A 19,902-nucleotide genomic window follows, 5' to 3' on the forward strand; every position below is an offset into this window, starting at 1 on the left:
GATCCGGGAGACCGGGTCACCGCCCGCCGTGTTGGTGCCGCCCGCCGGCGAACGGCGTGAGCAGGGCGTACAGCGTCCTCTCATCGGCCGGTCAGCGACGTCTGTCGGTAGCCCGTCGGTGGGAAAGACACCCCGAGCAGTAACCGGCCCTTGACGCGGCACGGGCCTGCCAGGCACGCTGAACATCAGCAAGACCTTCCGCGCTTGCAACGGCCGCCTCTCGGGTAAGGCAACGGCAGCACCGCCGCCGCGGCTCCCGAGCGGACCGGCAGGAGCGTCGCGTTCCGAGCGGCCCGGTCGACCCGGTTTTCCGAGGTCCCAGGGCTTGTTCCGCGACGACCTGCGGGGTGGGCTGGACAGCGGTTAGCCTCTCGGCTACACTGCTAGTTTGCGCTGCCTTCCGACTTGACCCCTGCTCGGAAATGTCCGATTGTGGATATTTCTGGTGGGGTCATTGGAGTGCACGCGTACCAGCCGTTCTGCAGCACCGGTCCTCGGAAGGACGCATCTTGGCAGCTTCCCGCCCTGCGAAGACCAGTCGTACGTCGAGCGCATTCGCGCCCCGCCGAGTTTCTTTCGGTCGGATCACCGAACACCTCGAGGTCCCCAACCTCCTCGCCATCCAGAACGAGTCCTTCGACTGGCTCGTCGGCAACGAGGCTTGGCAGGGCCGGTCGGCGGACGACCCGCACGCACGCTCGGGTCTCGCGGAGATCCTCGACGAGATCAGTCCCATTGAGGACTTCTCCGGCACCATGTCGCTCTCCTTCTCGGCTCCGCGCTTCGACGAGGTCAAGGCCTCGATCGAGGAGTGCAAGGAGAAGGACCTGACCTACTGCGCGCCGCTGTTCGTGACCGCGGAGTTCACCAACAACACCACTGGCGAGATCAAGAGCCAGACGGTGTTCATGGGTGACTTCCCGATGATGACGCCGAAGGGCACCTTCATCATCAACGGCACCGAGCGCGTCGTGGTCAGCCAGCTCGTCCGCTCGCCGGGCGTGTACTTCGACAAGCAGCCGGACAAGACCTCCGACCGCGACCTCTCCAGCGTCAAGGTCATCCCGAGCCGGGGTGCCTGGCTGGAGTTCGACATCGACAAGCGCGACACGGTCGGCGTTCGCATCGACCGCAAGCGCCGCCAGGCCGTCACCGTCCTGCTCAAGGCCATCGGGTGGTCCGCCGAGCGCATCCGTGAGAAGTTCGGCTGGTCCGAGCTCATGATGACCACGCTCGAGAAGGACCACATCGCCGGCCAGGACGAGGCCCTGCTCGACATCTACCGGAAGCTCCGCCCTGGCGAGCCGCCGACCCGTGAGAACGCCCAGACCCTGCTCGACAACCTCTTCTTCAACCCGAAGCGGTACGACGTCGCCAAGGTCGGGCGCTACAAGTTCAACAAGAAGCTCGAGCTGGACGTGCCGATCACCACCGGCACGCTCACCGAGGACGACATCGTCGCCACCGTGGAATACCTCTGCCGGCTGCACGCCGGTGAGGAGGGCTACGAGGCCGACGACATCGACCACTTCGGCAACCGTCGCCTGCGTACCGTGGGCGAGCTGATCCAGAACCAGGTCCGGGTGGGTCTCTCCCGGATGGAGCGGGTCGTCCGCGAGCGGATGACCACCCAGGACGTCGAGGCGATCACGCCGCAGACCCTGATCAACATCCGCCCGGTGGTGGCGGCGATCAAGGAGTTCTTCGGTACGTCGCAGCTGTCCCAGTTCATGGACCAGACCAACCCGCTGGCGGGCCTGACCCACCGGCGCCGGCTGAGCGCGCTCGGCCCGGGTGGTCTGTCCCGCGAGCGGGCCGGCTTCGAGGTCCGGGACGTACACCCGTCCCACTACGGCCGGATGTGCCCGATCGAGACGCCGGAAGGCCCGAACATCGGCCTGATCGGCGCCCTGTCCACGTTCGCCCGGGTCAACCCGTTCGGCTTCATCGAGACGCCGTACCGGAAGGTCATCGACGGCCGGGTCACCGACCAGATCGACTACCTGACCGCGGACGAGGAGGACCGGTTCGTCAAGGCGCAGGCAAACGCCCCGCTGAAGTCGGACGGCACCTTCGCCGAGGACCGCGTCCTGGTCCGCCGTAAGGGCGGCGAGACCGAGGACGTCGCGCCGGGCGCCGTGGACTACATGGACGTGTCGCCGCGGCAGATGACCTCGGTCGCCACCGCGATGATCCCGTTCCTGGAGCACGACGACGCCAACCGCGCGCTCATGGGTGCGAACATGCAGCGTCAGGCGGTGCCGCTGGTCAAGGCCGAGGCTCCGCTGGTCGGTACGGGCATGGAGTACCGCGCCGCGGTCGACGCCGGTGACGTCGTCGTCGCCGAGGTCGGCGGCGTGGTCGAGGACCTGTGCGCGGACTACATCACCGTCCACCAGGACGACGGCCACCGCCGTACGTACCTGCTGCACAAGTTCCGCCGCTCCAACGCCGGCTCCTGCGTCAACCAGAAGCCGGTCGTCTTCGAGGGCGACCGCGTCGAGGCCGGTCAGGTCATCGCCGACGGTCCGTGCACCGACGAGGGCGAGATGGCGCTCGGACGCAACCTGCTGGTGGCGTTCATGTGCTGGGAGGGCCACAACTACGAGGACGCGATCATCCTGTCGCAGCGCCTCGTGCAGCAGGACGTGCTCACCTCGATCCACATCGAGGAGCACGAGGTCGACGCCCGGGACACCAAGCTCGGCCCGGAGGAGATCACCCGCGACATCCCGAACGTCAGCGAGGAGATGCTCGCCGACCTCGACGAGCGCGGCATCATCCGGATCGGCGCCGAGGTCGTCCCCGGCGACATCCTGGTCGGCAAGGTCACCCCGAAGGGTGAGACCGAGCTGACTCCCGAGGAGCGGCTGCTCCGCGCGATCTTCGGCGAGAAGGCGCGCGAGGTCCGGGACACCTCGCTGAAGGTGCCGCACGGCGAGACCGGCACGGTCATCGGTGTGCGTACCTTCTCCCGCGAGGACGGCGACGAGCTGCCCCCGGGCGTGAACGAGCTGGTCCGGGTCTACGTGGCCCAGAAGCGCAAGATCCAGGACGGTGACAAGCTCGCGGGCCGCCACGGCAACAAGGGCGTCATCTCCAAGATCCTGCCGATCGAGGACATGCCGTTCCTGGAGGACGGCACCCCGGTCGACATCGTGCTGAACCCGCTCGGTGTGCCGTCCCGGATGAACATCGGCCAGGTCCTGGAGACCCACCTCGGGTGGGTTGCCAAGACCGGCTGGAGCGTGGACGGCGACGACGCCGAGTGGAAGCGCCAGCTCCGCTCGATCAACGCGCACGAGTCCGAGCCGGACACCAACGTGGCCACGCCGGTCTTCGACGGTGCCCGCGAGGAGGAGATCTCCGGCCTGCTGGCGTCGACCCTGCCCAACCGGGACGGCAACCAGCTCATCGGGGGCAGCGGCAAGGCGCAGCTGTTCGACGGTCGTTCCGGCGAGCCGCTGCCGGACCCGATCGCGGTCGGCTACGTCTACATCCTGAAGCTCAACCACCTGGTCGACGACAAGATCCACGCCCGGTCGACCGGCCCGTACTCGATGATCACGCAGCAGCCGCTGGGTGGTAAGGCGCAGTTCGGTGGCCAGCGCTTCGGTGAGATGGAGTGCTGGGCCATGCAGGCGTACGGCGCCGCCTACGCCCTGCAGGAGCTGCTGACCATCAAGTCCGACGACGTCCTGGGCCGGGTCAAGGTCTACGAGGCGATCGTCAAGGGCGAGAACATCCCCGAGCCGGGCATCCCGGAGTCGTTCAAGGTGCTGCTCAAGGAGCTGCAGTCGCTGTGCCTCAACGTCGAGGTGCTCTCCAGCGACGGTGTGGCCCTGGAGATGCGCGAGACCGACGACGAGGTGTTCCGGGCGGCGGAGGAGCTGGGCATCGACCTGTCCCGGCGCGAGCCGAGCTCGGTCGAAGAGGTCTGAGGTGGTGATCCGGGGCAGGGTCACCCTGCCCCGGATCCCACTCGTTAGCTAGCAGTACAGACGACGACATAGGGGACATAGTGCTCGACGTCAACTTCTTCGACGAGCTGCGCATCGGCCTCGCCACCGCTGACGACATCCGTCAGTGGTCCCACGGCGAGGTCAAGAAGCCCGAGACCATCAACTACCGCACCCTCAAGCCGGAGAAGGACGGGCTCTTCTGCGAGAAGATCTTCGGTCCGCAGCGGGACTGGGAGTGCTACTGCGGTAAGTACAAGCGGGTCCGCTTCAAGGGCATCATCTGCGAGCGCTGCGGCGTCGAGGTGACCCGCTCCAAGGTTCGCCGGGAGCGGATGGGTCACATCGAGCTGGCCGCTCCGGTGACCCACATCTGGTACTTCAAGGGCGTGCCGAGCCGGCTGGGCTACCTGCTGGACCTCGCCCCGAAGGACCTCGAGAAGATCATCTACTTCGCCTCGTACGTCGTGACGAGCGTGGACGCCGAAGCGCGTCACCGCGACCTCTCGACCATCGAGAACGAGATCCTGGCCGAGAAGCGGCAGGCCGAGAACAGCCGCGACTCGGAGATCGAGAAGCGGGCCGCCAAGCTGGAGGCCGACCTGGCCGAGCTGGAGGCCGAGGGCGCGAAGGCGGACGTCCGGCGCAAGGTCAAGGAGGGCGGAGAGCGCGAGATGCGCCAGATCCGCGACCGGGCCCAGCGCGAGATCGACCGCCTCGACGAGGTCCTCGACACCTTCCGCAAGCTGGAGCCGAAGCAGCTGGTCACCGACGAGCTGCTCTACCGCGAGCTGCGCGACCGCTTCGGTGAGTACTTCACCGGCAGCATGGGCGCCGAGGCGATCAAGGCCCTGGTCCAGAACATGGACCTGGAGGCCGAGGCGGAGAACCTGCGCGAGACCATCCGCTCCGGCAAGGGCCAGCGGAAGATCCGTGCGCTCAAGCGGCTCAAGGTCGTCGCGGCGTTCCAGAACACCCGCAACTCGCCGCTCGGCATGGTGCTGGACTGCGTCCCGGTCATCCCGCCGGACCTGCGCCCGATGGTGCAGCTCGACGGTGGCCGCTTCGCGACCTCCGACCTGAACGACCTGTACCGGCGTGTGATCAACCGGAACAACCGCCTCAAGCGGCTGATCGACCTCGGCGCGCCCGAGATCATCGTCAACAACGAGAAGCGGATGCTCCAGGAGGCCGTCGACGCGCTGTTCGACAACGGCCGCCGTGGCCGTCCGGTCACCGGCCCGGGTAACCGGCCGCTGAAGTCGCTGTCCGACATGCTCAAGGGCAAGCAGGGCCGGTTCCGCCAGAACCTGCTGGGCAAGCGCGTCGACTACTCCGGCCGTTCGGTCATCGTGGTCGGCCCGAAGCTCAAGCTGCACCAGTGCGGCCTGCCCAAGCAGATGGCGCTGGAGCTGTTCAAGCCGTTCGTGATGAAGCGGCTGGTCGACCTCAACCACGCGCAGAACATCAAGTCCGCCAAGCGGATGGTCGAGCGGCAGCGGCCGGTCGTGTGGGACGTGCTGGAAGAGGTCATCGGCGAGCACCCGGTTCTGCTGAACCGCGCGCCGACCCTGCACCGTCTGGGCATCCAGGCCTTCGAGCCGCAGCTGGTCGAGGGCAAGGCCATCCAGATCCACCCGCTGGTCTGCACCGCGTTCAACGCCGACTTCGACGGTGACCAGATGGCGGTCCACGTGCCGCTGTCCGCCGAGGCCCAGGCCGAGGCGCGGATCCTGATGCTGTCGTCGAACAACATCCTCAAGCCGGCCGACGGCAAGCCGGTCACCATGCCGACCCAGGACATGGTCATCGGTCTGTACCACCTCACCCACCTCACCCCGGGTGGCAAGGGCGAGGGCCGGGCGTTCAGCTCGGACGCCGAGGCGCGGATGGCGTACGACAACGGCGAGCTGCACCTGCAGACGCCGGTCCGGATCCGGCTGCGTGACGTGGTCGGTGTGGACAACGGCGCCGGCGCCGAGCCGTGGACCGCCCCCGAGGGCTGGACCGAGGGCGAGCCGGTGACCGTGGAGACCACGCTGGGCCGGGTCCTGTTCAACGAGACGCTGCCCCCGGGCTACCGCTTCGTGAACTACGAGATCCGCAAGGGCCAGCTCTCCGCGATCGTCAACGACCTCGCCGAGCGCTTCCCGAAGGTGGCCCTGGCGGCCACCCTGGACGGGCTCAAGGAGGCCGGTTTCCACTGGGCCACCTGGTCCGGCGTCACCATCGGCATGGAGGACGTCATCGCTCCGCCGCGCAAGCGGGAGATCCTGGAGCGGTACGAGAAGGAAGCCGACCGGATCGACAAGCAGTACCAGCGTGGTCTGATGACCGCCGAGGAGCGCCGCGGCGAGCTCATCGAGATCTGGACCAAGGCGACCAACGAGGTCGCCAAGGAGATGGACACCGCGCTGCCGCAGGAGAACCCGCTGTGGAAGATGATCAACTCGGGTGCCCGCGGTAACCTGCTCCAGCTCCGGCAGATCGCGGCGATCCGTGGTCTGGTGGCCAACCCGAAGGGCGAGATCATCCCGCGGCCGATCAAGGCCAGCTACCGGGAGGGTCTGTCCGTGCTGGAGTACTTCATCTCCACGCACGGTGCCCGCAAGGGTCTCGCGGACACCGCCCTGCGTACCGCCGACTCGGGTTACCTGACCCGGCGTCTGGTGGACGTCTCGCAGGACGTCATCATCCGCGAGGAGGACTGCGGCACCGACCGCGCCATCCCGATGCAGGTCGGTGAGCGCATCGACGGCAAGCTGGTCGTGCACGAGCACGCCGAGACCAGCGTGCACGCCCGGACGCTCGCCGACGACATCAAGGGGCCGGACGGCACCGTGGTGGCCCACCGCGGCCAGGACATCAACTCGATCCTGGTGGACGCGATCGTCGCCGCCGGGACCGAGACGGTGCGGGTGCGCAGCGTGCTCACCTGCGAGTCGAAGCTGGGCGTCTGCGGTGCGTGCTACGGCCGCTCGCTGCCGACCGGCAAGACCGTGGACGTCGGCGAGGCGGTCGGCATCATCGCCGCCCAGTCGATCGGTGAGCCGGGTACGCAGCTGACGATGCGTACCTTCCACACCGGTGGTGTCGCGGGTGAGGACATCACCCAGGGTCTGCCCCGTGTCCAGGAGATCTTCGAGGCCCGGGTGCCGAAGGGTAAGGCGCCCATCGCCGACACCCCGGGTCGCATCCGGATCGAGGACGGCGAGCGGTCCCGCAAGATCGTGGTCATCCCGGACGACGGCAGCGACGAGATCGTGTACGACAAGATCTCGAAGCGGGTCCGGCTCCGGGCGCACGACGGCGACCACGTCGAGGTCGGCGAGAAGCTCACCGAGGGCACCATCGACCCGCACGAGCTGCTGCGCATCCTCGGCCCGCGCGCGGTCCAGGTCCACCTGACCCAGGAGGTCCAGGAGGTCTACCGCTCGCAGGGTGTGCTCATCCACGACAAGCACATCGAGATCATCATCCGCCAGATGCTCAAGCGGGTGACTGTGATCGACTCCGGCTCGACCGAGTTCCTGCCGGGCGTGCTGGTCGACCGGGCGCTGTTCGAGTCGGAGAACCGCCGGCTCGTCGGCGAGGGTGGCGAGCCCGCCGCCGGTCGCCCGGTGCTGATGGGTATCACCAAGGCCTCGCTGGCCACTGACTCCTGGCTGTCGGCGGCCTCCTTCCAGGAGACCACCCGGGTGCTGACGGACGCGGCGATCCACGCCCGCAGCGACTCGCTGATCGGCCTCAAGGAGAACGTGATCATCGGTAAGCTCATCCCGGCCGGTACGGGCATCAGCAAGTACCGCAACGTCCGGGTCGAGCCGACCGAGGAGGCGAAGGCCAAGGTCTACTCGATGACCGGCTACCCGGAGACTGACTACGGCTTCGGGCCGGCCAGCGGCCAGGCGGTTCCGCTGGACGACTTCGACTTCGGGTCGTACCGCTAAGCAGTAGGAAACGACGAGGCCCCCGGCATCCGCCGGGGGCCTCGTCGCGTCCGGAGTGCCGGGACCGGCTGCCTTCCGCCGGGACGGACGGCCGGGTCGGGGCATGATGGAGGCATGACGACCGTGCCCGGGCAGGCGCCCGTCGTGCCGCAGGCGTACCGCCATCCGTACGACCCGGAGCCGGTCCGCTCCACCAAGGCCCGCGCCGTCTTCGCGCTCGGGCTGATCGGCGTGCTCACCGGTCTGTTCCTCGGCGGCGCGGTGCCGGCCACGATCGCGCTCCTGCTCGCCCGGCAGGCGCGCCGGGAGGCGTACGCCTCGGGTGGTTATCTCACCGGCGCGGACTGGCTGCGGCGCGGGGAGCAGATGGCGCGGACCGGTCTGGTGCTGACCGCCGCCGCGGTGGTCGCGGCGGTGGTGATCGGCGTGGTCCGGGCCGCGGACGCCTCGTTCGGCCACGACTTCGCGCCGAACTTCGACTGACCCGGTGGGGGAGCGGGCCCGCGCCCGCCCACCCCGCAATGATCGGCGGCGGTAGCCTGGCCGGTGTCCGCCGCGCGGCGGGCGCGTGTGGACAGGAGGACCCCGTGACGGAACCGGCTCCGCCGGGAGGCGACCAGCCGCGCCCCGGGCCGTACCCGCCGGGTTCCGCGTCCGCGCCGGCGCACCAGCCGGGGCCGTACGGGGCGTACCCGGGGAGTCCGCCGGCGCACGGCGGCGGGTGGCCGGCGCCGGCGAGCGTGCCCGGCCACGGCGGCTGGGGTCCGCACGGCGGGCCGGCGCTTCCGCCGCCGCCGGCCGAGACGCCGCGGCCGCCGAAGCGGGTCGACGCGGTGCCGGGTACGCCGTTCGGCGTGGTCCACCTCGACGTGCCGCCTGTCACCTCCGGCCTGGCGATCGGGTCGCTCGTCGCAGGCATCGCCGCGATCGGGGTGTCGCTGCTGGTGTTGTGCTTCGGTCTGGCCGGCCGCGACGTCGGCGGCGCCTGGGCGGCCGGCGCGTTCACAGTGCTCGGCGGGCTGATCGGCGCCGGCGCGGTGGTGGCCGGGCTGCTCGCCCGGCGGCAGATCCGGCGGCCGGCGCCGCCGCCGTCGGTGCGCTTCACCGGCGCCGGCCTGGCCGTGGCGGGAATCTCCTGCGGGGCGGCGGGGGTGCTGTTCGGCCTGATCGGGCTCGCGCTGGCTCTGGTGGTGCAGATCACGTGACGCCGCGTCTGCGACGCCTGCGGCCGGTGACCTGGGTTGAGCGGTATGTCCGGGTGTCCGAAGGCCGGGCGGTGTCGGGGCCGCCGGGTCGCGCGGCGGACGAGCCGGTACACTTGTCACTGTAGGTGCCCATCACCGGCGCATCGGCGACCCGGAGACCGGGCGGCGGACCGCACAGCGGTCCTTCCCGACCCATCCGTTTTGACCGGCGCGGCTGTGGTAGGTACTCTTTCCCCTTGTGCCCGGGCCCGCCCGGGCAATGCGTGCGTGCGCTGGAACCGGTCAGCCGGTGATCGCGCGGTCGCACCACCAAGACCAGAAGATCCGGTACGACGCGTGAGCGGCCGGCACCGGAACCGTGACTCGGGCGACACGCCCGACCGCGGGTGCTGGGGAGCCGTCAGGCGGCCCTGGTTGAAATGTAGGAGAGCCGCCCATCCGGACGGCTGGAGCAGACGGCGCGGTCGCCTCGCAGCGGCCGAAGGGAGCGGAGAAACCCGGTGCCCACCATTCAGCAGTTGGTCCGAAAGGGCCGTCAGGCCAAGACGACCAAGACCAAGACCCCGGCGCTCAAGGGGTCTCCCCAGCGGCGCGGCGTGTGCACCCGTGTGTACACCACCACCCCGAAGAAGCCGAACTCGGCGCTGCGCAAGGTCGCTCGTGTCAAGCTCAGCAGCCAGATCGAGGTGACCGCCTACATCCCGGGCGTCGGCCATAACCTCCAGGAGCACTCGATCGTGCTCGTGCGCGGCGGTCGTGTGAAGGACCTCCCGGGCGTGCGGTACAAGATCGTGCGCGGTTCGCTGGACACCCAGGGTGTCCGCAACCGCAAGCAGGCTCGCAGCCGCTACGGCGCGAAGAAGGAGAAGAGCTGACATGCCGCGTAAGGGACCCGCTCCGCGGAAGCCGCTGGTCGCTGACCCGGTGTACAACTCGCCCCTGGTCACCCAGCTGGTGAACAAGATCCTGCTGCGCGGCAAGCGTCAGCTCGCCGAGCGCATCGTGTACGCCGCCCTGGAGGGCTGCCGCGAGAAGTCCGGCACCGACCCCGTCGTCACGCTCAAGCGCGCGATGGACAACGTCAAGCCGACCCTCGAGGTGCGCAGCCGCCGTGTCGGTGGCGCCACCTACCAGGTTCCGGTCGAGGTCCGGCCGTCCCGCGCGACCACGCTCGGTCTGCGCTGGCTGGTGACCTACTCCCGGGCGCGGCGCGAGAAGACCATGGTCGAGCGGTTGATGAACGAGCTGCTGGACGCGAGCAACGGCCTCGGCGCCGCCGTCAAGCGGCGTGAGGACACGCACAAGATGGCCGAGTCGAACAAGGCCTTCGCGCACTACCGCTGGTAACACCTGAGGTTCCGGCGCCCACCGGCGCCGGAACCGCCACCAGTTGTGTCGAGACGACGATAAGTAGGGATTGAAGTGGCCGCCGCAGACGCGCTCGCCAACGTACGCAACATCGGCATCATGGCCCACATCGATGCCGGTAAGACCACTACCACCGAGCGAATCCTGTTCTACACCGGCATCACGTACAAGATCGGTGAGGTCCACGAGGGCGCCGCCGTCATGGACTGGATGGAGCAGGAGCAGGAGCGCGGTATCACCATCACTTCCGCCGCCACCAAGTGCGAGTGGAAGGGCCACACGATCCAGATCATCGACACGCCCGGCCACGTCGACTTCACGGTCGAGGTCGAGCGGTCGCTGCGTGTTCTGGACGGTGCGGTCGCGGTCTACGACGGCGTGGCCGGCGTGGAGCCCCAGACGGAGAACGTCTGGCGGCAGGCGGACAAGTACAACGTCCCCCGGATGTGCTTCGTCAACAAGCTCGACCGGACCGGCGCCGACTTCTTCCGCTGCGTGCAGATGATGATCGACCGGCTCAACGCCACCCCGCTGGTCCTCCAGATCCCGATCGGCGCCGAGTCCGACTTCATCGGCGTGGTCGACCTGGTCGAGATGCGTGCGCTGACCTGGCGCGGCGAGACCCAGAAGGGTGAGGACTACGCGGTCGAGGAGATCCCGGCCGACCTCGCCGACTCGGCTGCCGAGTGGCGCGAGAAGCTGATGGAGACCCTCGCCGACGTCGACGACTCGGTGATGGAGAAGTACCTCGAGGGCGAGGAGATCTCGGTCGACGAGATCAAGGCCGCCATCCGCCGGTCCACCATCGCCGGCAAGGCCAACCCGGTCCTCACCGGTACCGCCTTCAAGAACAAGGGCATCCAGCCGATGCTGGACGCGGTCGTCGCGTACCTGCCCTCGCCGCTGGACATCCCGGCGATCGAGGGTACGGCCACCGACGGCGAGACCCCGCTGCAGCGGAAGCCCTCGGTCTCCGAGCCGTTCTCCGGGCTGGCCTTCAAGATCCAGACCGACAAGCACCTCGGCAAGCTGACGTACGTCCGGATCTACTCCGGCACGCTCGAGTCCGGTTCTCAGGTGATCAACTCCACCAAGGACCGCAAGGAGCGGATCGGCAAGATCTACCAGATGCACGCCAACAAGCGGGAGGAGCGCAGCTCCGCCCAGGCCGGCGACATCATCGCGGTGCAGGGTCTGAAGCAGACCACCACCGGTGACACCCTGTGCGACCCGGCGAACCCGGTCATCCTGGAGTCGATGACCTTCCCGGAGCCGGTCATCGAGGTGGCCATCGAGCCGAAGACCAAGGCCGACCAGGAGAAGCTCAGCACCGCCATCCAGCGGCTGGCCGAGGAGGACCCGACCTTCCGCGTCAAGCTGGACGACCAGACCGGTCAGACGGTCATCTCCGGCATGGGCGAGCTGCACCTGGACATCCTGGTCGACCGGATGCGCCGCGAGTTCAACGTCGAGGCGAACATCGGTAAGCCGCAGGTGGCGTACCGCGAGACCATCCGCCGCAAGGTGGAGAAGGTCGAGTACACCCACAAGAAGCAGACCGGTGGTTCCGGCCAGTACGCCCGCGTGATCATCAGCGTGGAGCCGCTGCCGCTGGGCAACGACGCCCCGACGTACGAGTTCGCCAACGCGGTGACCGGTGGCCGCATCCCCCGGGAGTTCATCCCCTCGGTGGACGCGGGCGCGCAGGACGCCATGCAGTACGGCATCCTCGCCGGCTTCCCCCTGGTGGGCGTCAAGCTCACCCTGGTGGACGGCCAGTACCACGAGGTCGACTCGTCGGAGATGGCGTTCAAGATCGCCGGCTCGATGGCGATGAAGGAGGCGGCCCGCAAGGCCGACCCCGCTCTCCTCGAGCCGATGATGGCCGTTGAGGTCACCACTCCTGAGGAGAACATGGGTGACGTCATCGGCGACCTCAACTCCCGGCGTGGCATCATCCAGGCGATGGAGGAGCGCAGCGGCGCTCGCGTCGTCCGGGCTCTGGTGCCGCTGTCGGAGATGTTCGGCTACGTCGGCGACCTGCGGTCGAAGACCCAGGGCCGGGCTAGCTACAGCATGCAGTTCGACTCCTACGCCGAGGTTCCGAACTCGGTGGCCAAGGAGATCATCGCCAAGGCGACGGGTGAGTGACGCTCACCCTCGGCTGACCCGATGACACGAGGGCGGTCGCGGGAGGGTTCTCCCGCCCGCGGCCACCTCGATCGGATTGCGTGAGACCGGGCCTGTAGGCTTCATCGCCGCAGAACCCACAAAAGCTCTCCGGCCTTCCGGCCGGAAAGGCTGTCGACAGAGTCCTAAGCGCCGAACGGCGCGCCGGGGCGAACGAACCAAGAAAGTCCACAGGAGGACACCAGTGGCGAAGGCGAAGTTCGAGCGGACTAAGCCGCACGTCAACATCGGCACCATTGGTCACATCGACCACGGTAAGACGACGCTGACGGCGGCCATCACCAAGGTCCTGCACGACCAGTACCCGGACCTGAACCCGTACACGCCGTTCGACGAGATCGACAAGGCGCCGGAGGAGAAGGCCCGCGGCATCACGATCTCCATCGCGCACGTCGAGTACCAGACCGAGGCGCGTCACTACGCGCACGTCGACTGCCCCGGTCACGCCGACTACATCAAGAACATGATCACCGGTGCCGCGCAGATGGACGGCGCGATCCTGGTGGTGGCGGCGACCGACGGCCCGATGCCGCAGACCCGCGAGCACGTGCTGCTGGCCCGTCAGGTCGGTGTGCCGTACATCGTCGTGGCGCTCAACAAGAGCGACATGGTCGACGACGAGGAGCTCCTGGAGCTCGTCGAGCTCGAGGTCCGTGAGCTGCTCTCCTCGCAGGAGTACCCGGGTGACGACCTGCCGGTCGTCCGGGTCTCGGCGCTGAAGGCCCTGGAGGGTGACCCGGAGTGGACCGGGAAGCTCCTGGACCTGATGAACGCCGTGGACACCGCGATCCCGCAGCCGGAGCGCGAGACCGAGAAGCCGTTCCTCATGCCCATCGAGGACGTCTTCACCATCACCGGTCGCGGCACCGTGGTCACCGGTCGCGCCGAGCGCGGCATCCTCAAGCCGAACGAGGAGGTGGAGATCGTCGGCATCCGTGAGAAGTCGATGAAGACCACCTGCACCGGCATCGAGATGTTCCGCAAGCTGCTCGACGAGGCCCGTGCGGGTGAGAACGTCGGTCTGCTGCTGCGCGGCATCAAGCGCGAGGACGTCGAGCGCGGCATGGTCGTCATCAAGCCGGGCACCACGACCCCGCACACGGAGTTCGAGGCGACGGTCTACATCCTCTCCAAGGAGGAGGGCGGCCGGCACACCCCGTTCTTCCAGAACTACCGCCCGCAGTTCTACTTCCGGACCACGGACGTCACCGGCGTCGTCACGCTGCCCGAGGGCACCGAGATGGTCATGCCGGGCGACAACACCTCGATGACGGTGAAGCTGATCCAGCCCATCGCCATGGAGGAGAACCTGAAGTTCGCGATCCGCGAGGGTGGTCGTACGGTCGGCGCGGGTCGCGTCACCAAGATCATCAAGTGAGCTGGGTAACCCCGATTAGCGTTGCCGCCGGTCGTGCGGCATACTAGTCAGGTTGCGTAACGACAGTCGGTCACCTGCGTCCGGTTGACGCTGGACCTCCGGGAGTCAGACTGTCTCGCGTAGGGTGGTTGGCCGCCATCGGCGGTCAACCACCCTCGCGCGGCGTCCAGGTCGCGGTCACCGCGATCGGCGCCATGACCCACCGCGTGGTCAGAGAATCGCTCCGGAGTCCCGGGGCGGAGCCTGGCCCACGGGCGCGACACGCCCGACCGCGGGGGTCGGCGGAAGTGGGCCTGTGCCAGCCGGTACAGGCGCCCGCAACACAGCGGCATCGAGAGAAGGAACAGAAGCCACCATGGCGGGACAGAAGATCCGCATCCGGCTCAAGGCCTATGACCACGAGGTCGTCGACTCCTCGGCTCGGAAGATCGTCGAGACGGTGACGCGTACCGGGGCGCAGGTCGCTGGCCCGGTGCCGCTGCCCACGGAGATCAACCGTTTCTGCGTCATCCGCTCGCCGCACAAGTACAAGGACTCGCGCGAGCACTTCGAGATGCGTACGCACAAGCGTCTGATCGACATCATCGACCCGACCCCGAAGACGGTCGACTCGCTCATGCGCCTCGACCTGCCGGCTGGCGTCGACATCGAGATCAAGCTGTAGGGACCGGACAAATGGACAGGCAAGTCAAGGGGATCCTGGGCGCCAAGCTCGGCATGACCCAGGTCTGGGACAACAACAAGGTTGTGCCCGTGACCGTGGTTCAGGCCGGCCCGTGCGTCGTGAGCCAGGTTCGTAGCGCCGACAAGGACGGCTACTCCGCGGTCCAGCTGGCGTACGGGGTCATCGACCCGCGCAAGGTCAAGAAGCCGATCGCCGGGCACTACGCCAAGGCGGACGTCGCGCCGCGCCGGCACATCGTCGAGCTGCGCACCTCCGACGCCGCGGACTACGCGCCGGGCCAGGAGGTCACGGTCGAGGAGTTCCCGGCCGGCGTCGTGATCGACGTGACCGGCAAGACCAAGGGCAAGGGCTACGCCGGCCCGATGAAGCGGCACGGCTTCCACGGTCTGCGTGCCAGCCACGGTGTCGAGCGCAAGCACCGCTCGCCCGGCTCGATCGGCGCCTGCGCGACCCCGGGTCGCGTCTTCAAGGGCACCCGGATGGCGGGCCGGATGGGTGGCGTGCGCTACACCGTCCAGAACCTGACCGTCCAGGCGGTCGACACCGAGAACAACCTCCTGCTCGTCCGCGGTGCCATCCCCGGCCCGAAGGGCGCGCTGGTCCTGGTCCGCACCGCGGCCAAGGCGAAGGTGAAGAAGGGCGGTGCGGCCAAGTGACCACCGTTGACGTCATCAACGTCGAAGGCGCCAAGAGCGGCTCCGTCGAGCTGCCGGCCGACATCTTCGACGCGCAGGCCAACATCGCCCTGATGCACCAGGTCGTGGTGGCCCAGCTTGCGGCGGCCCGCCAGGGTACGCACAAGACGAAGACCCGCGGCGAGGTCTCCGGTGGAGGCAAGAAGCCGTACAAGCAGAAGGGCACCGGTCGTGCCCGCCAGGGCTCGACCCGCGCGCCGCAGTTCGCCGGCGGTGGCGTGGTCCACGGCCCGGTGCCGCGCGACTACAGCCAGCGCACCCCGAAGAAGATGAAGGCCGCCGCCCTGCGTGGCGCCCTCTCCGACCGGGCCCGCGCCGGCCAGGTGCACGTCGTCGAGGCGTTCGTCTCCGGCGAGAAGCCGTCCACCAAGGCGGCCCTGGCCACGCTGACCAAGCTGACCCAGGCCCGTCGGGTCCTGGTCGTGCTGAGCAGCACCGACGAGCTGAACTGGGTGTCGCTGCGGAACCTGCGCAACGCGCGGGACAGCCGGGTGCACCTGATCGAGGCCGGCCAGCTCAACACCTACGACGTGCTGGTGGCCGACGACGTGGTCTTCACCAAGGAGGCCCTGGACGAGTTCCTGGGCGTTCCCGCCGAGACCACCGAGGAGGATGGCAAGTGAGCACGATCGCCGATCCGCGTGACGTCATCGTCGCGCCGGTCGTCTCGGAGAAGAGCTACAGCGAGCTGAACCGCAACTGGTACACCTTCCTGGTGCACCCGGACGCCAACAAGACCGAGATCAAGATCGCTATCCAGCAGATCTTCAACGTCCGCGTCCTGACGGTCAACACGCTCAACCGCGAGGGCAAGCGCAAGCGGACCCGTACCGGGTTCGGCAAGCGCAAGGACACCAAGCGCGCGATGGTGAAGCTGGCTGACGGTGACCGTATCGAGGCCTTCGGCGGCCCGGTCAGCTGAGGGGTGTAGACAATGGCTATCCGTAAGTACAAGCCGACGACGCCGGGCCGGCGTGGCTCGAGCGTTGCCGACTTCGCCGAGATCACCCGGTCGACGCCCGAGAAGTCGCTGCTGGCTCCGCTGCCGAAGAAGGGCGGACGCAACGCCCACGGCCGGATCACCACGCGGCACCACGGTGGCGGCCACAAGCGCCAGTACCGTCTGATCGACTTCAAGCGGGTCGACAAGGACGGCGTGCCGGCGAAGGTCGCTCACATCGAGTACGACCCGAACCGCACCGCGCGCATCGCGCTGCTGCACTACGCCGACGGCGAGAAGCGTTACATCATCGCGCCGAAGGACCTGAAGCAGGGCGACCGTGTCGAGTCCGGTCCGGGCGCCGACATCAAGCCGGGCAACAACCTGCCGCTGCGCAACATCCCGGTCGGTACCACCATCCACAACGTGGAGCTGCGTCCGGGTGGCGGCGCCAAGCTGGCCCGCTCGGCCGGCGTCGGCATCCAGCTGCTCGGCCGTGAGGGCGCGTACGCGACCCTGCGTATGCCGTCCGGTGAGATCCGGCGCGTGGACGTGCGCTGCCGCGCCAGCATCGGCGAGATCGGCAACGCCGACCAGTCGAACATCAACTGGGGTAAGGCCGGCCGTATGCGGTGGAAGGGCAAGCGCCCGACCGTCCGTGGTGTCGCGATGAACCCGGTCGACCACCCGCACGGTGGTGGTGAGGGTAAGACCTCCGGTGGTCGCCACCCGGTCAACCCGCAGGGTAAGCCCGAGGGCCGCACCCGTCGTAAGGGCCAGCCGAGCGACCGGCTGATCGTCCGCCGCCGCTACGCCACGCGTAAGCGCGGCTGAGGGAGATAAGACATGCCTCGCAGCCTGAAGAAGGGCCCGTTCGTCGACGACCACCTGCTCAAGAAGGTGGAGACGCAGAACGACAAGGGCTCGAAGAACGTGATCAAGACCTGGTCGCGGCGCTCGACGATCATCCCGGAGATGCTGGGTCACACGATCGCCGTGCACGACGGACGCAAGCACGTCCCGGTCTTCGTGACCGAGGCCATGGTCGGGCACAAGCTCGGCGAGTTCGCGCTGACCCGCACGTTCAAGGGTCACGAGAAGGACGACCGGAAGAGCCGCCGGCGCTGACGCCGCGGGCATACGGATAGAGGAACAAGGGGTTACAGCGATGCCAGGAAAGGGCGACGCTCCGGTGCTTCCGGGCGCGCGGGCGGTTGCGCGGCACGTGCGCATCTCGCCGATGAAGGCGCGCCGGGTGGTCAACCTCGTCCGCGGCCTGCCCGCGAAGGAGGCGCTCACGGTGCTGCAGTTCGCGCCGCAGGCTGCGAGCGAGCAGGTGTACAAGGTGCTCGCGAGCGCGATCGCCAACGCGGAGAACAACGAGCGGCTGGACCCCGACGCGCTGCTCGTCAGCGAGGCGTTCGTCGACGAGGGCCCGACCATGAAGCGGTTCCGGCCGCGTGCGCAGGGCCGGGCGTACCGGATCCGGAAGCGCACCTGCCACATCACCGTGGCGGTCGAGGCGGTTGCGGCGGCCACGCCGAAGAAGTCGGCGAAGAAGGCCGCTCCGGCCAAGCCGGCCGCTGAGGAGCAGAGCACGACGGAGGGTGCCGAGTAATGGGTCAGAAGGTTCACCCGACCGGGTTCCGGCTCGGCATCTCGACCGACTGGAAGTCCCGCTGGTTCGCGGACAAGCTCTACAAGGACTACATCGGCGAGGACGTCAAGATCCGCCGCATGATGTCCAAGGGCCTCGAGCGCGCCGGCATCTCCAAGGTCGACATCGAGCGCACCCGTGACCGGGTCCGCGTCGACATCCACACCGCCCGGCCGGGCATCGTCATCGGCCGTAAGGGTGCGGAGGCCGACCGGATCCGCGGCGAGCTGGAGAAGCTCACCGGCAAGCAGGTCCAGCTGAACATCATCGAGGTCAAGAACCCCGAGTCGGACGCGCAGCTGGTCGCCCAGGGCGTCGCCGAGCAGCTCTCCAGCCGGGTCAGCTTCCGTCGGGCCATGCGCAAGGCGATGCAGTCCGCGATGAAGAACCCCGCCTGCAAGGGCATCCGGGTTCAGGTCTCGGGCCGTCTCGGCGGCGCCGAGATGAGCCGGACCGAGTTCTACCGCGAGGGCCGGGTTCCGCTGCACACGCTGCGGGCCAACATCGAGTACGGCTTCTTCGAGGCCCGTACCACCTTCGGCCGGATCGGCGTGAAGGTCTGGATCTACAAGGGCGACGCCGTCCCGGGCCGTGAGGCCCCGGCCGAGGCCGCCCCGTCGCGCGGCCCGCGCCGTGACCGTGGCGACCGGCCGGACCGGCCGCGCCGTGGCCGCTCGGGCTCGTCCGGTACGACCGCCGGTGGCACCGAGGCCGGCCGGGCTGCCGCGACCACCATCGCGCAGCAGGCGGAGACGCCGGCCGGTGAGCCGGTCGACAGCAGCGCTGTCGCCGCAGCCGCCTCGGCTCCGGTCGGTAACCAGCCGGCAGAAACGCAGCAGGAGGGCTGACAGATGCTGATGCCGCGCAAGCCCCCGAAGGGCTTCCGCAAGCCGCACCACCCGGACCGCAGTGGCGCGTCCAAGGGTGGTAACCGGGTGGTGTTCGGCGAGTTCGGGATCCAGGCTCTCGAGCCGGCGTACGTGACCAACCGCCAGATCGAGTCGGCGCGTATCGCGATGACCCGCCACATCAAGCGTGGCGGCAAGGTCTGGATCACGATCTTCCCGGACCAGGCCCTCACCAAGAAGCCGGCCGAGACCCGGATGGGTTCCGGTAAGGGTTCGCCCGAGTGGTGGGTCGCCAACGTGAAGCCGGGGCGGGTTCTCTTCGAGATGTCCTTCCCCAACGAGCAGATCGCGCGAGAGGCGATGCGTCGCGCGATCCACAAGCTCCCGATGAAGTGCCGCATTGTTACGCGCGAAGTGGGTGAATCCTGATGGCAGCGGGCGTCAAGCCCTCCGAGCTGCGTGAGCTCTCCGAGGAGGAGCTGGTCACGAAGTTGCGCGAGGCGAAGGCGGAGCTGTTCAACCTCCGCGTGCAGGCCGCAACCGGGCAGCTGGACAACAACCGGCGGCTGCAGGTCATCCGTCGGGAGATCGCCCGGATCTACACGATCATGCGTGAGCGTGAGCTGGGTCTCTCGGCCGCGCCGACTGAGGTGACTGCATCATGAGTGAGAACACCACCGCCCCCGCGCGGTCCCGCCGCAAGGTCCGCGAGGGCCTCGTGGTCAGCGACAAGATGGACAAGACCGTCGTGGTCGAGGTCGAGGACCGCGTCAAGCACGCGCTGTACGGCAAGATCATGCGCCGTACGAGCAAGCTGAAGGTGCACGACGAGCAGAACTCGGCCGGCATCGGCGACCGGGTCCTGATCATGGAGACCCGGCCGCTGTCCGCCACCAAGCGCTGGCGGCTCGTGGAGATCCTCGAGAAGGCCAAGTAGCGAAGGCTCGAGCTCGGCCGGGTCTCGGTCGGGCGCAGGTTCCGCCAGGCTCCGGCCGCCCCGAGCGGCCGGAGAACCGGCAGACATAGG

General features: G+C 68.4%; 19 protein-coding genes. All 19 read left to right on the forward strand.

The features are described from left to right. The first annotated feature begins 509 nt into the window (after positions 1 to 509). The 19 genes from IF06_RS0105085 to rpsQ all read left to right on the forward strand — a co-directional run bounded on the left by IF06_RS0105085 (position 510) and on the right by rpsQ (position 19,812). Positions 510 to 3,941, forward strand: coding sequence for a DNA-directed RNA polymerase subunit beta (locus tag IF06_RS0105085; protein WP_013288641.1), 3,432 nt, complete (start codon positions 510 to 512; stop codon positions 3,939 to 3,941). A gap of 80 nt (positions 3,942 to 4,021) precedes the next feature. After that, positions 4,022 to 7,909: a DNA-directed RNA polymerase subunit beta' gene (locus tag IF06_RS0105090; protein WP_013288640.1), complete on the forward strand. Its 3,888-nt coding sequence runs from the start codon at positions 4,022 to 4,024 to the stop codon at positions 7,907 to 7,909. A gap of 114 nt (positions 7,910 to 8,023) precedes the next feature. Beyond that, the gene (locus IF06_RS0105095; RefSeq protein WP_030269324.1) at positions 8,024 to 8,392 is read left to right on the forward strand and encodes a hypothetical protein; all 369 of its coding nucleotides are present in this window, start codon (positions 8,024 to 8,026) and stop codon (positions 8,390 to 8,392) included. 350 nt (positions 8,393 to 8,742) lie between these two features. Next, complete coding sequence (locus tag IF06_RS33860; protein ID WP_030269326.1) at positions 8,743 to 9,114, forward strand: hypothetical protein; 372 nt, start codon at positions 8,743 to 8,745, stop codon at positions 9,112 to 9,114. A gap of 500 nt (positions 9,115 to 9,614) precedes the next feature. Then, a complete protein-coding gene (gene rpsL / locus IF06_RS0105105) occupies positions 9,615 to 9,989 on the forward strand; it encodes a 30S ribosomal protein S12 (RefSeq protein ID WP_007465318.1) in 375 nt (124 codons plus the stop codon). Between the two features lies 1 nt (position 9,990). Then, on the forward strand, positions 9,991 to 10,461 hold the full coding sequence (rpsG, locus tag IF06_RS0105110; protein ID WP_013288637.1) for a 30S ribosomal protein S7: 471 nt from the start codon (positions 9,991 to 9,993) through the stop codon (positions 10,459 to 10,461). Between the two features lie 75 nt (positions 10,462 to 10,536). Further along, complete coding sequence (gene fusA, locus IF06_RS0105115) at positions 10,537 to 12,633, forward strand: elongation factor G (protein WP_013288636.1); 2,097 nt, start codon at positions 10,537 to 10,539, stop codon at positions 12,631 to 12,633. Positions 12,634 to 12,856: 223 nt separating this feature from the next. Continuing rightward, positions 12,857 to 14,050: an elongation factor Tu gene (gene tuf, locus IF06_RS0105120; protein WP_013288635.1), complete on the forward strand. Its 1,194-nt coding sequence runs from the start codon at positions 12,857 to 12,859 to the stop codon at positions 14,048 to 14,050. 355 nt (positions 14,051 to 14,405) lie between these two features. After that, entirely contained in the window at positions 14,406 to 14,714 is a 309-nt protein-coding gene (rpsJ, locus tag IF06_RS0105125) for a 30S ribosomal protein S10 (RefSeq protein WP_007073037.1), read from the forward strand. An 11-nt stretch (positions 14,715 to 14,725) separates the two neighbouring features. Then, positions 14,726 to 15,391: a 50S ribosomal protein L3 gene (gene rplC / locus IF06_RS0105130; RefSeq protein WP_013288634.1), complete on the forward strand. Its 666-nt coding sequence runs from the start codon at positions 14,726 to 14,728 to the stop codon at positions 15,389 to 15,391. After that, positions 15,388 to 16,053 (forward strand): 50S ribosomal protein L4, encoded by a 666-nt coding sequence (rplD, locus tag IF06_RS0105135; protein ID WP_013288633.1) that lies wholly within the window; start codon positions 15,388 to 15,390, stop codon positions 16,051 to 16,053. Before rplC ends, rplD begins: the two co-directional genes overlap by 4 nt. Then, complete coding sequence (rplW, locus tag IF06_RS0105140) at positions 16,050 to 16,352, forward strand: 50S ribosomal protein L23 (RefSeq protein WP_013288632.1); 303 nt, start codon at positions 16,050 to 16,052, stop codon at positions 16,350 to 16,352. The genes rplD and rplW overlap by 4 nt, the downstream gene beginning before the upstream one ends. Positions 16,353 to 16,364: 12 nt before the next feature. Beyond that, complete coding sequence (rplB, locus tag IF06_RS0105145; RefSeq protein WP_013288631.1) at positions 16,365 to 17,204, forward strand: 50S ribosomal protein L2; 840 nt, start codon at positions 16,365 to 16,367, stop codon at positions 17,202 to 17,204. A 12-nt stretch (positions 17,205 to 17,216) separates the two neighbouring features. Next, positions 17,217 to 17,498, forward strand: coding sequence for a 30S ribosomal protein S19 (gene rpsS / locus IF06_RS0105150; protein ID WP_007073032.1), 282 nt, complete (start codon positions 17,217 to 17,219; stop codon positions 17,496 to 17,498). 40 nt (positions 17,499 to 17,538) lie between these two features. Next, complete coding sequence (rplV, locus tag IF06_RS0105155; RefSeq protein WP_013288630.1) at positions 17,539 to 17,988, forward strand: 50S ribosomal protein L22; 450 nt, start codon at positions 17,539 to 17,541, stop codon at positions 17,986 to 17,988. Further along, a complete protein-coding gene (rpsC, locus tag IF06_RS0105160) occupies positions 17,988 to 18,875 on the forward strand; it encodes a 30S ribosomal protein S3 (protein WP_013473694.1) in 888 nt (295 codons plus the stop codon). Before rplV ends, rpsC begins: the two co-directional genes overlap by 1 nt. Positions 18,876 to 18,878: 3 nt before the next feature. After that, positions 18,879 to 19,304 (forward strand): 50S ribosomal protein L16, encoded by a 426-nt coding sequence (gene rplP / locus IF06_RS0105165; protein WP_007465292.1) that lies wholly within the window; start codon positions 18,879 to 18,881, stop codon positions 19,302 to 19,304. Beyond that, entirely contained in the window at positions 19,304 to 19,540 is a 237-nt protein-coding gene (gene rpmC, locus IF06_RS0105170; protein WP_013288628.1) for a 50S ribosomal protein L29, read from the forward strand. The genes rplP and rpmC overlap by 1 nt, the downstream gene beginning before the upstream one ends. Continuing rightward, positions 19,537 to 19,812: a 30S ribosomal protein S17 gene (gene rpsQ, locus IF06_RS0105175; RefSeq protein ID WP_013288627.1), complete on the forward strand. Its 276-nt coding sequence runs from the start codon at positions 19,537 to 19,539 to the stop codon at positions 19,810 to 19,812. The genes rpmC and rpsQ overlap by 4 nt, the downstream gene beginning before the upstream one ends. Positions 19,813 to 19,902: the final 90 nt, after the last annotated feature.

This window comes from Micromonospora globosa, from assembly GCF_000717585.1.
Taxonomy (GTDB): domain Bacteria; phylum Actinomycetota; class Actinomycetes; order Mycobacteriales; family Micromonosporaceae; genus Micromonospora; species Micromonospora aurantiaca.